Here is a 14,379-nt window from a genome sequence, read left to right as displayed (position 1 = left end):
GGTCATCAGAGTGCGTCCCTCACGGTCTTGGGTAGTGCCAGGTGATCCGGGATGACGATGCCCAGCGGTAGTCCGGCCGCGAAGGTCGAGTCCTGGGCGCCGTAGGCCTCCTCGAGGCGTATCCGGGCGGATGCACCGAGGTTTTCGATAGCGGCTTCAGCGTCGGGTAGGTCGTGTTTTGAGCGGACGGTCGCGGTGACGATCATCGCGAAGTTCAGCAGGCCCGCTCCATCAGCTTCCTCCTCGGCGGTGGCGCGGGCGGCCCTGGTCTCACGGGTATCGCGTGAGGTGGCACGGTTACGCGAGGACGCGTTGAAGGTGGCCGTGTTGACGTCGTTTTCCACCAGCTGGGCGGCACGGGCGGCATCAATAGGCCGGTACAGCATGGTGACGCGCTTACGGACGACTTCGGGGCTCGGCGCGACCAAGGCCTGCAGGACATTCGCCTGGACCGTGGAACGGGGCGGTACGGACATTGCCCAGGACTTCGACCACGCGTTGTTGTGGTGGTAACGGTCCCAGAACGTATCGGCGGCCTGCGGGCCGACCTCGCTCCAATTCAACAGCGGCGCTTTACCTTCGGCGTGAGCCCGATCGAACAGCACCGACTCGGCAGGGTCATAAGCCACCCGGATGACCTCGCATAGTTCCTGCGCCGTGAGCGGCGTAGCGACCCCGGCACCGGTATTGCTCAGACTCGCAGTGACATTCGGCAGCCGTGCCGCCAGGTCATTTGCTACCTCGTCGGCCTTCCGGATCCGCCCACCGGACCGCAGTGCGGCACGAAAAGTCACCGCGATATAAGCACGAGTCACCGTGGCGCCGGTAGGCAGCGCGGCGACGGTTTCCTGGATGACCGCCCGGGCGAACTCCGGTGCATTCGGATCAATACGGCTCTCGACCTTGCGGGCGAGACGGAAACCGGAATCCGGTGCTGTCTCGATCGTGACCGATGCTGCGGTCAGACCGGGCTCGTCGGTGAGAAGGCCGAGCCAGTGCGACCAACGGTCCACCCAGCGGTTGATCTGCTCCTGATCGACCATGCCGCCACCATCCGGTTCGGACCCCAGAACGACCGTGTAATGGTTCCGCTGCGGGACGTGCAGGAGGGCGAACGGTCGCCCGTACGCGTCGGTGTGCTCGCTGATGGTCGATCGTGCCGAGATGCCCGGTAGCGTGGTCGTCCCGCCCGGTACCCGGCTGACAGGGCCGGCACGATAAACATCGGCCCCTGTGTACTGGGCGTTCATCCACCCGAAACGACGGAAGATACGCTCAACCAAGGTCCGGCCGTGCTTGTTCTTCTGCAATGACAGCAGCAGAACCACGGCGATGATGGCTTCGAACAGGAGAGCAGCCACCCACATGTTGAGCATCATCAGAATGACCCCGCCGACCACGCCGAGGACCAGGACAACGGTCCCAGCAGTCGACAGGCCAGCAAGGCCTTTGCTAGTCGGTACCCGGTAATTGCCATAGACGCGCGGGCGGACGTCGACAGTGTCAGCTTCGGTTTGCGCCATTAGGACCATCCTCGTTTCCGGTGTTGCTCGAAATTTCCTGCTTCATCTGCTGTGCCTGCTTCTGAATCTGTGCGGTACCTTGCTGCAAGGCAGCACCAGCGATCCCCGCGGCACCACCAGCGGCCGTCGCGCCAGACGGGCTGGCACCGCTTCCACCGGGCGGTGCAACCCCCCGCCCGGACCCGTCAGTTCCTGACGTTCCGGCATCTGCCGGAGGCGATGTCGTTGGGTTCCCCGAACTGCCCTGGGCCCCGCCAGAAGGACCTTGCTGAGCCCCTTCCTGGACAGCTCCAGCGACAGCTTCGCCGCCCTTCTCGGCTGTCTGAGCGGCAGCTACGGCGGCTCCAGCAGCGGGAACTGCTTTAGCTGCGCCACCAGCTCCAGCGCCTGTGCCTGCGGCATCAGTTGAGGAGGCCCCTTCGGTCTCGCCAGAGGACGACCCATCCTGCGAGGACGATCCCTCCTGTGAAGATGGTCCTTGCTGCGGGGTTGGGGTACTTCCGAAGCCCTGGCGGCTGCGTGCCAGCCGTGACGCACCCTGGGGAATCGCTGCACCGAGAGCGGCCATTCCCATCGCACCGGCACCACCGCCCGAGGACGACATCGCCCCAAGGGCGGGGCTGAGGAAGCCAATGAGTACCGGGAGCGCAATGACGGACGCGGCAATCAGGATCAGCCCCGCGGAGAACTGCAGAAGCCCCTGACCGGAGAAAAGCCCGGAGGTGGTCAGAGTGACACCGGTTGCATAAATCAACGCGGCGGCGGGCTTGTAGAAGGCAAAGGCGAGGGTCCATGCAACGATCTTGCTGAACCAGGTTTTCCCGGTTTCGGTATTCATGAATGCCGCCGAGAGCGGAAGAACCCCGGCGATCAGGAACAGCATCGCTGTCCGAAGCACCATCAGCATGATTTGTGTGATGTTGATGCACACCGCGATGATGCCACCGATGATAATGAGCATCTGATTGCCGCCTAGGAAGACGCCGGCCTCGCCTGCGCCCGGCATAATTCCGAGAAGCAGCTGGACATCAGCCTGGAAATCATCGCCGATTCCTGCGTCGATGATCTGTTCCGCTAGTGCGTCTGTGGCCTCGAGCAGAACGTTCAGTAACGCCACACCGGAAGCGGTCACTATTGCCAGTGTCAGCAGCCCCTTCAGAAGGTCCTGCGCCGGCTCGCCGCGCTGGGTCCATACGATCCGCACGCCGGCCACAACCATGCTCAGCGCGGCTAGAGCGAGGGTCAGATAAAAGGTTTGGTCTTGAATGAAGCCCACCGCCGGGGCGGAAGACGCTGCCCGCTGCGGAACGACAAACCCTGCGAGCGAAGTAGCTCCACCAATGAGGGCCGTCGCTCCGAAGAGAAGAGTTGCCCTGTTGACGAGGTCTGAGCCATCGCCACGACGGGCGTTTGTTACCAAGGTGATCGCCAGGAGGATGAGCGCGATTGCGCTAATACCCATGCCAATCCATGTCACATACCCGAGGAAGGTTCCGACCAGATCGTTGAAAGCACCAGCAGGGGGTGCCTCAGCGGACCCAGCGGCGCCCGTAGTCAGGTCCGGAGCATCGATCGTCGTCCAAAGTGTGCCAAGCTCGGCGATCGTCGCAACAAGTGCGGCTGTCACGGCGTTAGCGATTGCTTCGATTGCATCGCCAGAGGCACCGGAAATGGCATCCGAAATTCCTTGAGAGGCCTTACAGCCGAGGTCCACGATGCCGCATTCCTCTTCTGCTGGGACGTCAGCCAACGCTAGAGCCCCACAAGATATAGCCATCGAGATCAGATATCTGGCCTTCAACGGGGCCGCTAGAGCCATCGTCGTTGTACCGCACGTACCAGTCGCCCTGGTGCCATTCCATGTTGAGAGAAGTCGTGAAGTACAAGAGTTCTGTCCCGGAATCGCCGGAGGCGACGAGTTCCAAGGTGGCCTCAGCGTCTTCATAGGACAAAAGGCGAAAGCCTTCGATCTCGACTGGAGGAATGGAAGTATCTCCGGAGTCGATCCTCCGCTCAATCAGTTGAACAGTCTCAATCTTGCCTGGCCCTTCCAATGCCAACTGCCGCGTAGTGGCAAGCAGGAGTTGAGGATCTCCGCTAGCAGCTATCTGGTTGGCAGCCGCTAGAAGCGCACCCTCTGGTGTGTGGGAGTAGCACGAGCGGACGCCCGTTTGTTCGTCGACGAGCCCGGGCCCGTGTTCGACTGACCTTGGGGCTGCGATACCGCCGAGGAATTCCCACTCCACGTCATCAGGTGCAGAGGTCAGGGTTGCTCCCCCGGTGGCTTCCAAGCCGCACACGGACTCGCCGGAGACTGACTCCGACGCCGTCGCGGTGGGTGAGCTCGTCTGTGGTTGTACCGGAGGTGCAGCTTCTGGTCCCTCTTCATTGCCCAGGAAGGTGAAGAGAATGATGCCCATTCCGATCAAGAGGACAACGGCTATTGCGGAGATGATGAAGGTGGGTTTGGTCCACCAAGCATTGTCGGTTTCTTCTTCTGTTCCCGCCATGGCTACTCCTGTAGTGAGACTGGTTTGTCGATTGTTCAGGCGCCCGAGATGAAGGTGATGAGTGAGGCTCCGCCGGTGACCATCGACACTGCGAGGACGATCTTGATGACACTGGAGATTTCCTCCGTGGTTTCACCGCGGCGTGCGTCGAAGGCCATCTTTCCGCCCACGACGAGCAGGCCAAGGACGCAGATTCCCAGCGCAATCCACTTTCCGACGCCCACCATGCGGTTCCAGGCTTCACCGATGCCCGGAGGGGCTAGCGGTTCGGAGTCGGGCAGGGTGCCGGCGTTGATGACGGCGTCCTGGGTCATAAGAAGCAGTTCCATAGGTCTAGTCCCCTTTAGCTCTGATGGTGGTGTTGATGACCTCACGAAGATTGGTGAGGACTTTTCTTGGCTCGCGGGTCAGCGACTCGGGGTCGACTGATCCTGCGAGGCGAAGCTCTTCTATCCAGGGCACGACCCACGTCTGTGGGACACCGCCGGCTGTGATGCGTGTTTGGTTGTGCAGGGCTTTGGGTGTCTTGCCCGGGGCGTCTGCGATCACCACAAGTCCATGCAGAGTGATGGTTGGGTGCGATCCGGCAGCCCAGTCACGGGCAGCAAGCTGGGCGGCTTTGAGGCCGCGGTGGTTCTGCCGGGCTACCAGGAAAACGTGGGCAGGCTGGACGGACGGGTCAGCGGCGGAGCGGGAGGGCCAGCGATGGTGACACGGCACTCCCCCGAGTAGGTCGGCCAGCGTGTTCTCACCGGCTCCGCCGTGTACGCCGAGCCAGAACACGTCCGAGCTGTCCGTCAGGAATCTGGCCATACCTTCGCCGGCGGCCAGGCCGAGTAGGCCCTGTTGCGGGCCGGCGACACCTCTAAGAACTTCTACAGCGTCCCGGATCTCGGTTTCTGTGACCACCGGAGCGATAGCAGGCTCCTGTGTCACGTAATCGCCCCAGCGATTAACCATCTACTTTTGCCCCCCATAACGACCATAGACTCGACCCTGACCATAGTAGACACGATCTGAGGCGGATTACTACTAAATGTTTACTTCACTGTACTTTACTTTACATTCACACCACATCGTGTATCGTGCTGATCATGGAGGTTGGGGTGGTCATAGTGTCTAAGGCACTGGACGATCTCTTCGACGCTTTGCCGCCACGGCTCAGTATTGAACAGCTCACCGACCTTCTCGGTCTCTCCGATAAGCAGGTGACATATCGGTGGCTGCGGGAAGGCAGGGTCCCGGCTATCAAGCTGGGCGGATCCTGGTTGATCCTGCGTGATGACGTCAAAGAGCACCTCAACAGCAACTACAACATTCCGAGATCAGGCGCACCGGCGGCGATCGAAGGAACTCCACCAGACGACATTTAGGGGAAAAGGCGATGGCGGAAGCTTTGAGCAGGCCAGTATGCACGGCCACGATCGGTGACGATGACACCGTCATGGTGGTGATCGATGGAGTCGAACGGCAGTGCGATTCCATGCCTGAAGCGATCACCTACCTCGCCGATACCGCCAAGGACCTCGGACGGCCCCTCAAAGTGACAGCCACCGACCCTTCCTCCCCCACCAACCCGGAGTCTTTCCTGATCGTCGACGTCGACGGTTCAGTGGCGGAAGACTCTTCCGTGCGGGCCAAGCGCGCAGCGCGGCGCGGGATTCCACACACAGCCAAATCGGGGGCACCCGCCGGATATTCGGACACTTCCTCTGCAGGCAACGTCGCCGTGGACGTGGCTGCCGCTGATGAGGACCCCACCGCAGAGCAGGCCACCGTTGAGGAACCGGCGCGGAACGAACCAGCGGTGGCCGCCGCCGAAACTGAGCACGAACCACTTCCATCAGTAGCACCAGCCGCTGTGCCCGCTGCCATCCAGGTCGAACCCGATGACCCGCGCATCCGGTTGCGTCCGGAAATTCCTGCAGAGAAAGCGCTAACCCCTGCCCGCGAGGGATGGCGTGGCTGGATGAACACGGCATTCAAGACCAGCCTGACACCTACGGCCGCGGAGCAGGCCAACCGCGACCGTCGTACGCGCATCCAGCGCCCCCTCGACTCGCACCGCACAGTCGCGGTGGTTCAGCTCAAGGGCGGGGCCACAAAGACAACGGTCGCCTATCACCTTGCGGCGACCTACGGGCGGATCAGGGGCGGCAACATCCTCGCCGGTGAGTTCAACGAGAACCAGGGAACACTCGGGGAGCGGGCCCTCGCCGGCTCGCACGACCGGACAACGCTGGACCTGATCCGAAACCTGAGTTCGGTTACCCGCCGTACCAGTGACCTCGTCCGCTATGTCCGGCCGCAGGGTGATGACAGGATCCACGTTCTCGCATCCCCACCAGAAGGCGCTGACCGGCGACGGGTCGACGGTAACTCCGTCAAGGCCGCACATGATGTCCTGCTCTCGCTGTACAGCCTGATTCTGCTCGACACCGGCAACTCAGCCCAGGCCTCGACCTGGCGTGCCGCCGTCGACGTCGCGGATTCCCTCGTCTTCGTCGCGCAGAACAAAGCCGATGACTGCCGGCTCCTCGAGGCAACCGTCGAGGGAGTCAAAGCCGAAGGACACAGTGACAAGCTCGCGCGGTCCATTCTCGTGGTCACCAACACGGCGCAGCCGAACGCGGAGCGCCTGGCCTGGCTCCAGGAGTACGGCGCAGCGATCGGTCTCGCGGCAATCGCAGTCGTCCCGTTCGACCGGTCCCTCCAGGAAGGCATGGCCTTCAACTACGACATCCTCAACCCTGCCACCAGGCACGCGTACGAGTCAGCCACCGCTGACCTCACCGATCAGCTGTAAAGCCGAGCACAAGCACGTCGCAACGTTCTCAACGGGTTAGGAAGTCATGTCCAGGGGGAAAGCTCTCGGCTGCGGTGCGGCCGCACTGGTAGCTGCGCCTGTCGGCGCGGTCATGGCGATCGTCGTCCTCACCGCGAGCATCGCCGAGGACGAAGAAGCTCAGCAGCTGGAGCGCGCCTCGTGCGTTGTTACCGGGGAGGGGAACGGCTCCGTTCCCACAGTGCCCAACGGGTGGGGTCCCCTTGTTGAAGGGGCCGCCGAAACGGCTGGCCTTCCCTCGAGCGTGGTCGCCGCGCAGCTGGCTCAAGAGTCAGGGTGGCGAGAAGACGCCCAAAGTCCTGCCGGGGCACAAGGCGTCGCGCAATTCATGCCCGCAACCTGGGCCAGCTACGGCAACGGCGGAGACCCATTCTCAGCACGCGACGCGATACCCGCCTACGGCCGCTACATGGCCGCACTGATGAACGAAGTCCAGGCGCTAGCCGGGAACGACGCTGACCTCCTCGTGCGTCTCACCCTCGCCGCGTACAACGCCGGCCCCGGCGCGGTACGAGAACACCAGGGAATTCCCCCCCTTCAGGAGACCCAGCAGTACATCAACAGCATTCTGGACACTGCGCAAAGCAGCTTCTCGGCGGAATGCAAGGCACCCACCGGAGCAAGAACATGGGACGGCGACCTCGGCGACGGAGAATGGACCACTCCCCTGCCTGGAGGGGAATTCACGTCGGGGTACGGGCAGCGCAACGTAGCAGGGCTCCCGGACTGGGCACAGAACCACGTCGGAGTGGACATCGCCACACCCGGCGCCGGACATGGCGACGGAGGAACCGTCATCGCCCCAACCGATCTGCGCATCACCGGAATCAACGACAAAGACGGATGCGTCATCGCCAAAGAGAACGGCGACGACCCAGACTTCGGATTCGCCTTCTGCCATCTCAACGATTACGCCGTCGACAAAGGAGACGAGCTCACACGGGGCGACGTCATCGGGACCGAGGGCAACAAGGCCGATCTCGGAGCCGTTCCGACGCATCTTCACCTAGAGATCTACGCGCCGGACGCTCCCGACCTAGTCTTCCCCTATGAGGGCTACAACATCGACCCCGAACCGATCCTCAAAGAAAAAGGAGCGTGGCCCCAGTGAGAGACCCCCGCGCATACCTATCGGCCGCCGGTATCTGCCTAACCCTGCCCCTCACACTCACCGCCTGCGGCGCCAGCGAGGACCGCGCCGGAGCAGCCCCCGAGACCTCTGCCCCAGCCACCTCCGATCCGGCGGCTGCCCACCCAACACCGGTCGGGGGCACCTTCGTTGAAGCATCGGACGCAGACCGCACCGACGCTGATTCAACAGCAGAAATCGCAGCTCTGATGCTCCATTCCTGGGACACCACTAACGACCGCACCCAGACGGCAGCAGCTGTCCGCGCCAAACCACTCATGAGCGAGGACTGGGCCGCCCAACAGATCGAACCCGAACGGAACGCAGCCCAAGGTGCCTGGCTCGGACCGGCCCAACACCAGGCATACAGCTCCCCCTCCATCGTTCCAGCACTCGGTGACGTCTCCGAAGACATCGCCGAGGACAAAGCAATCCGCGCCTACGACGTCCGCTGGCAGTGGGAAAGCCGAGACGGAGAAAAGCTGACCGCCACCGGCCAACGAATCGTCACCATCTACCTGGAGGAACACGACGGGCGTTGGTACGTCGTAGGGCACCAGTTTCAGGACATGAGCCAATGAACCTTGTATCTGGGATAGTGCCGCTTGGGACAAAGCGGATAGGCGAAGAAGCCAGCAGTATCTGCCGCGAACTTCTCATACCTCCAACCATGGTTCGCACCTGTGGTTGCACTCGCGAGCTACTCGTAAGTATCAAGACTCTCCCAATGAGGGCGACACGCCGAAGAAGGCAATACTTTGGAAGGGGATCCGTCGTGCATAGATATTGGTCCAGCTCGCGGCCTGAGCTGCGCATCCAACATGGATGGCGAGGTAAAAGGGTTCCATTACTTCCACTCGAGTGCTTCACCGGACGTATAACGGCGCACCAGAGGGTTTCTTTATCTGTTTTCAGTATTGGTTCCATTACTAACATTGGAGCCTCGCCAGACTCTGCGGGTCGAGAGGAGAGTTGCCACTCCAAGCAGGCGGTGCTTCCGCGCCAGCACTGGGAAGTGGGCTCAGGAATATCCGGACACGAAGAGCGGTCGAAGGTCCCACACAATGGCCAAGGACTTTGGTACTTTGCTCATGAGTTGAAAACAGTAATTGCTTTGGCCCTTTTGGTGAACGCAATACGAGGCTCAACTCATGAGGATCCGCTGTGCGAATCACCGGCCAGCTACAGGTCGGACGGACGCACTGACGTAAAGGACAGATGGACGATGGCTGCATCAGGACATCCCCGCGGAGGCGGGCGCCCCAGCAAGGGACCTCGTCAGTTCGTGGGTGGCAAGGTTCCCACGCGTATGGCTGAGCAGGTTGCTAAAGCAGCCGAACTCGAGGGTCTGACCATCACCGACTTCATAGAGTCTGCTTTGGCTATGCGGCTGCAGCATGTCGATCTGACCGCACGAAATGACCAGGAGGAACTGCCTATCGCGGTGGCCTCTTAACGCATGAAGAGGCCCGCACATGGCGGGCCTCTTATGACGAAGTTGCAGCCCTTCACCTAAATGCTTGCCGGCGACCAGGTGAAAAGCCAGTACAGATCCCTCACGGGATTTGCGTCAGATAAGTCCGAGGGCTTATCTGTTCCCCCTCATCGGAAGGAACATCCTCATCGTACAGCAGCGCCTCTCCGCGCGCCCAGAACATTCAGAAACGGGCGCCCCGCGTGTCGCCTTGGTCCAAGATGACCCCGCGACCGTCTTTGCAGCACTCGCACCACTCCTGGCCGGGCAACCCCGCATCCGCATCTCCAAGGACGGAGGCCGGAGTTACCCCCTGCACAACGAGCGGGATCTGAGCGATAAAGCACCTACGATGCCGGCAGCAGTACGCATCTTCGGTAAGGATGGGACCTGCCGAGCGCTCTTTTTCGACTTCGACTCATGCGTAGATGGCATGGACCGGGTGGACGCCGAGGTTCACCTCTTCACCAGCTGGCTATACAAGCACAGCATCCGCTGGATCGCCGACCACTCCCCCAGCGGCGGCCGCCATATCTACGTCCCGCTCGCTGAACGCTTGCCCTTTCATGAGGCTCGTGAGCTCGTCGAAGCGATAAGCACCCGCTACCGAACCCTGGATAAGTCTCCCCACCAAAGCATCGACCGCGGCTGCATGCGCACTCCTGGTGCCGTACATAAGCGCGGCGGCTACCAGATCCTCGATATGAGCCTTTCCATGGCCTATGACATTGCGCGCCGGCCCAACGCCGCTCAACTGATCCAGTCACTCAGGAACGACCTTCAGGCGGAGATAGCCGGTGTGCGTGCGCTGCGGCTCGAACAGGGCTATGAGGGGCCCAAGGACGACGGAGCGAAGATCGACGGCCCGCGCAGCCGGATGTCACGTCGGATGCTCGACATCGCCACCAAAGGGATCTACGACACAGCACGCTACAGCTCACCCTCGGAGGCGCGTCAGGCCGTCCTGGTTGCAGCGGCCGCCGCTGGATTATCCATTACAGATGTCGACCGGCGGCTGAAGCAGGGACTCTGGCCAGGGCTTGCCCAATTCTTTGCACGTTACTCACCTTCACACCGTGCGGCTGCGCTGAAGCGCGACTGGGACAAAGCAATCCATCACGTCAGGACAAAACGGACGCTTAACGCACCGGGTAATGACAATGTCCATAAATACCCCACTAGCCAGCCAAATACACAGCAGCAAGGGATCCTTGGTTCTCCAATTATCGGTTCCGATCACGAACACAGATTCATTCGGACCTGGCGCAATGCCTTAGCTATCGCGGAAGTCCGTTACAGAGGTACCCGCCAAGGTCTGGCACGAAGGATGGTTCTCCGCGCTCTCGGCGCTGCAGCACATATGACAGGCAGTAGGTTTATCGAGTTCGGTGTCCGGTCGATCGCCGTTGCCACTGGAATGGACCACACCACCGTCGCTGCGCATCTGAGAGCTCTGCGCCATGAGTCAGAACCGCTCATTACCCAGATTGTGGAAGCCAAGGGCACGCATGCCGACCAGTACATGCTTACGCTTCCGGCGAACCTTCAGAGCGCTGCAGAAGCTATGTCCTGGCGCGCCGGCAAACTCCACTCCCTCCGTCCGGCCTTTAGGGAGCTCGGCTTGCCGTCCGCGTTCGTGTACGAGGCGCTCGAGCACTCCCCCACTCCCCTATCGACCACGCAGCTGGTGGAGGCGACGGCGCTGAGCCGGACTGCGGTTACTGAGGCGCTGGAGATCCTCGCCTCCTGGAAGCTGGTAGCCCGGGGTGGTCCAGACAACCGCGGCTGGTCAATGGACCCGTCCGGCAGTCTCGCTTGGCTCGCCGAGTATCTGGGCGTCATCGACGCGGTCGCTGCCCAGATCACCCACTACCGGGAGGAACGTGCAGCCTGGCATTCCTGGCTTGCTGGACGCGCCATCGAAGGTCAACCGCTCCTCTCCCCCGGCGACCCCTATCCCTGGCATCTCGCTGAGCCTCCTCCCGATGATTGGGAGCTCTCGGAGATGGCGTTCCGACTGACCGGATAAAACTACCGTTACTTTCGATACCACCGTTATCAACAATGGTGGTATCGGTTCCACTCCCCCACCATGCCTCCGCGACGTGGCACGGTGCCGGGAAGTACCGGCGGAAAACCTCCGGTACTTCTGAAGCTTCCGAAACTGACATAGCTTCCACAAGGAGCTACGGTACCAATGGAACCATTAGGTGAAATGGAAGTTTTGGCACCAACAGTCCCGTTACAGCTATTTGAGGTTGTCACCGAACTTCCATTACTACCGAAGATCCGGATGAGCGTTTCACTGAGGCAACGCCCTGGTCAGTGAAACGCCAGGCGCTGCACATGCCGGCAAAGCTCAAAGTGGACCGGACGAGTCCAGCGTGGATTGCCGCCAGCCTCCAGCCGGCCGGCTTCAGGATCCTTGATGCAGGCCGAGGTACGGTCTAACAGCTGCTGGATGGGTGAGCTGAGAGAATTAATGGTTCCATTACTCACATTGGTAGCGGTTCAGCTGATAATAAAATTTTCGGAAGTAATACTCCCACAACTTACAAAACTTCCGGCGGTAGTGAGGGAAGTGATGGAAGTTATGGGAGCGTAAGAAGCAAGGGTAGTCATAGAAGTATCGGAAGTAATTGGACCGCACCCCCCTGGCAAAATGGCTTTGTGAGTCGCTCAGGAAGTAATGGAAGTTTTGCGTCCGTTGCCCCGGATTCCCTGCCCAGAAGTGGCAGCCTTGGAACGACCCCAATAGGCACTATCTCAGGTGATTCATCTAATGGAACCGAAGCTACCGTTTCACTGTCGCCAGCCGACGCGGGCCCCCGGCAGTAATGGAAGTATTGGCAGCGAAGAGACCGTTGGAAGCATTGGTTCCATTCTCGTCGAGGGTGCGAGCTACCAACGGTAGTAATGGAAGTAAAGAGCATTGGAAGTAGGCTTCCAATGGAAGCTACGGGTACATAGCATCCTTTGCCCCCGAGACTTCTAATGGTAGTAACGGTACTAAACCTTCTAAAGTTACCAAAGCTACCGGCGGGAGTAATGGAAGTTCGACTACCATTTCGCCCTCGTCCCGCGTGGCGCGAACTGGGAACAGCCGGCCACCGCTACTGTGAAGAAAAATCGGTCTTGCCGGCCCGGTTCGTCCCTGACCAGGACGCTTCCTGTCAGTCTCGGCTCGACCGCAGCGCGACTACGGAAGGTACTGGCAGATGCCGGCGAGAATCATTGCAGTTTGCAACCAGAAAGGCGGGGTCGGTAAGACCACCGTCGTCACCGGGCTCGCCGAGTCGTTCTCCCAGAAGCTCGGCAAATCCGTCCTAGTGATCGACGCTGATCCGCAACGGAACACCACGTCGGCGATGGGGGTAACGGAGCCAGAGTTCACCCTGAACGATGTCCTCTATGGGGATCCGGACAACAACCAGAAAATTGCCCCTGGCGTAGCCGGAGATGCCATCATCCCGGCCGGTGAGGAATGGCAAGCCAGAGCGGACAGGGGAGAGGACTACCCCACGGTTGACCTCATAGCTTCTGAGCGGAACCTGGCGTCGCGGGAGCGCGATTCCATGATGGCCCGCGAGCACCGTCTGCGTATCGCATTGAAGGGAGTCGCCGACGAGTACGACATCGTGTTGATCGACTGCCCGCCGTCATTGGGCCTCCTCACCGTGAACGCTCTGACCGCCGCGAGCCATGCACTGCTGGTCACCGAACCGCGCGTCTCCTCAGTCGAAGGACTGTCGGAGATCGTGACGACCATTGCCGAGGTGCAGGAGAACCTGAACGAGGACATCGAGCTGGTCGGCGTCATCATCAACAAGGAGCGCAAGGGCCGGTCCGATCAGACCTACTGGATCAACAAGGTGCGCAGCGACTTCGGCGACCTCGTGCTGGATCCGCCGCTGCCCGACCGCGAAATCTTCGCCAGGTCTCAAGCAGCATCCCAGCCCCTCAGGTCATTCGGGTCCGCAGCGAACATCCTCAGGTCCGATCTTGAGCAGCTTGCACAGCTGATCTGGAAGGGGAGTGGGGAATGAGCCGCCCTGATCCCGCCCCCAGAAGGGGAGGGGAGGTGGACCCGCTGGCGAAGCTGCGTCCCAAAGGTATGAAGAAGGCGCCCTCCCGCAGTGTTGTCGAAGAGATGGGTGCAGCTGCCGAACCGCCACCGCCGGCACCCACCCTCCACGCTGTGCCAAGTACCAGGGATGAGCCAGAGGTTGTCCCTGAACCGGCGGCTGAACCGGAGAGGTTGACGCAGCAGCAGGGACAGCCTGTGCAGCCTCTTGCAGCACCTGAGCCACCGGGCAGACCAGATCCGGAGCCGAGGGAGCCGGAGGCTGCACAACAGCCGCTCGCCGCGCCTGTCTCCCAGAATGCTCAAAAGAAGCTAAAGAAGACTGGGTATTGGGAGCCGCCAGAATTCGGCGAGAGGATGCGTGCTGCATTCGTAGATACGTCCGCAGCCGAAGGCCACGAATCTCTCTCGGCTTTCATCTGCGCCGTGCTGGAGCGTGAAGTTGAACGCTTGGAGGAGAAGTACAACGGCGGTGAGCGGTACAGGAAGGGTACGCGCGGAGTGCGCCGAGGGCGGCCCGTGGGTAGCTGATTTGCTGAAGCCGACTGCATCAACCACCAAGGGCGAGGAACTGGCGGGTATGTGCAGCTCCATTGCCTCGTGCGCGAGGGCACATCACACGCTCTTCCGCGGAAGAACGTGTGACCAGGTAAGTTCCCGAGCCCCCATCACGGATGGGGGCTCTTGCGCCACTGATTAGGACCTCACTGCGTTCGGGCTAACAGGAAACCGCTCTGTTTTTGCTGCTGTCCTTATGTTGTTGAGCAGGTAGTTCGCAGGGCAGTTGTAGTGTCTTGGCTACCCAGGGGTGATG

13 protein-coding genes are annotated in these 14,379 nt (G+C 61.1%); 8 read left to right on the top strand and 5 right to left on the bottom strand.

Features of this window, described 5'->3' with window-relative positions:
• Positions 1 to 5: 5 nt before the first annotated feature.
• The 5 genes from Q0877_RS14175 to Q0877_RS14155 all read right to left on the bottom strand — a co-directional run bounded on the left by Q0877_RS14175 (position 6) and on the right by Q0877_RS14155 (position 4,969).
• A complete protein-coding gene (locus Q0877_RS14175; RefSeq protein WP_299168960.1) occupies positions 6 to 1,523 on the bottom strand; it encodes an SCO6880 family protein in 1,518 nt (505 codons plus the stop codon).
• Positions 1,504 to 3,150: a hypothetical protein gene (locus Q0877_RS14170; protein ID WP_299168959.1), complete on the bottom strand. Its 1,647-nt coding sequence runs from the start codon at positions 3,148 to 3,150 to the stop codon at positions 1,504 to 1,506. Before Q0877_RS14170 ends, Q0877_RS14175 begins: the two co-directional genes overlap by 20 nt.
• A gap of 115 nt (positions 3,151 to 3,265) precedes the next feature.
• Entirely contained in the window at positions 3,266 to 4,033 is a 768-nt protein-coding gene (locus Q0877_RS14165) for a hypothetical protein (protein ID WP_299168957.1), read from the bottom strand.
• Positions 4,034 to 4,068: 35 nt separating this feature from the next.
• Positions 4,069 to 4,362, bottom strand: coding sequence for a hypothetical protein (locus tag Q0877_RS14160; RefSeq protein WP_299168955.1), 294 nt, complete (start codon positions 4,360 to 4,362; stop codon positions 4,069 to 4,071).
• A gap of 4 nt (positions 4,363 to 4,366) precedes the next feature.
• Positions 4,367 to 4,969: a DUF6668 family protein gene (locus Q0877_RS14155; RefSeq protein WP_299168952.1), complete on the bottom strand. Its 603-nt coding sequence runs from the start codon at positions 4,967 to 4,969 to the stop codon at positions 4,367 to 4,369.
• Between the two features lie 179 nt (positions 4,970 to 5,148).
• Here Q0877_RS14155 and Q0877_RS14150 point away from each other — a divergent pair, with 179 nt between their 5' ends.
• The 8 genes from Q0877_RS14150 (at position 5,149) to Q0877_RS17125 (ending at position 14,096) form a co-directional block, all read left to right on the top strand.
• Positions 5,149 to 5,406, top strand: coding sequence for a helix-turn-helix domain-containing protein (locus tag Q0877_RS14150; RefSeq protein WP_299168951.1), 258 nt, complete (start codon positions 5,149 to 5,151; stop codon positions 5,404 to 5,406).
• Positions 5,407 to 5,429: 23 nt separating this feature from the next.
• Positions 5,430 to 6,839 carry a hypothetical protein gene (locus Q0877_RS14145; protein WP_299168950.1) on the top strand — a complete coding sequence of 470 codons (1,410 nt, stop codon included), beginning with the start codon at positions 5,430 to 5,432 and terminating at the stop codon, positions 6,837 to 6,839.
• A gap of 46 nt (positions 6,840 to 6,885) precedes the next feature.
• On the top strand, positions 6,886 to 7,989 hold the full coding sequence (locus Q0877_RS14140) for a transglycosylase SLT domain-containing protein (protein ID WP_299168949.1): 1,104 nt from the start codon (positions 6,886 to 6,888) through the stop codon (positions 7,987 to 7,989).
• A complete protein-coding gene (locus Q0877_RS14135) occupies positions 7,986 to 8,588 on the top strand; it encodes a hypothetical protein (protein WP_299168947.1) in 603 nt (200 codons plus the stop codon). Before Q0877_RS14140 ends, Q0877_RS14135 begins: the two co-directional genes overlap by 4 nt.
• A gap of 728 nt (positions 8,589 to 9,316) precedes the next feature.
• The gene (locus Q0877_RS14130) at positions 9,317 to 9,463 is read left to right on the top strand and encodes a hypothetical protein (RefSeq protein ID WP_299168945.1); all 147 of its coding nucleotides are present in this window, start codon (positions 9,317 to 9,319) and stop codon (positions 9,461 to 9,463) included.
• A 370-nt stretch (positions 9,464 to 9,833) separates the two neighbouring features.
• Entirely contained in the window at positions 9,834 to 11,510 is a 1,677-nt protein-coding gene (locus Q0877_RS14125; RefSeq protein WP_299168943.1) for a MarR family transcriptional regulator, read from the top strand.
• Between the two features lie 1,189 nt (positions 11,511 to 12,699).
• On the top strand, positions 12,700 to 13,527 hold the full coding sequence (locus Q0877_RS14120; protein WP_299168940.1) for a ParA family protein: 828 nt from the start codon (positions 12,700 to 12,702) through the stop codon (positions 13,525 to 13,527).
• On the top strand, positions 13,524 to 14,096 hold the full coding sequence (locus Q0877_RS17125) for a ParB family protein (protein WP_367182180.1): 573 nt from the start codon (positions 13,524 to 13,526) through the stop codon (positions 14,094 to 14,096). Before Q0877_RS14120 ends, Q0877_RS17125 begins: the two co-directional genes overlap by 4 nt.
• The last annotated feature ends 283 nt before the right edge of the window (positions 14,097 to 14,379 follow it).

Source organism: uncultured Arthrobacter sp., assembly GCF_947495145.1.
Taxonomy (GTDB): Bacteria; Actinomycetota; Actinomycetes; order Actinomycetales; family Micrococcaceae; genus Arthrobacter_D.
Note: the sequence above shows the minus strand (reverse complement) of the source record. Positions and strands in the feature narration are given on the sequence as shown.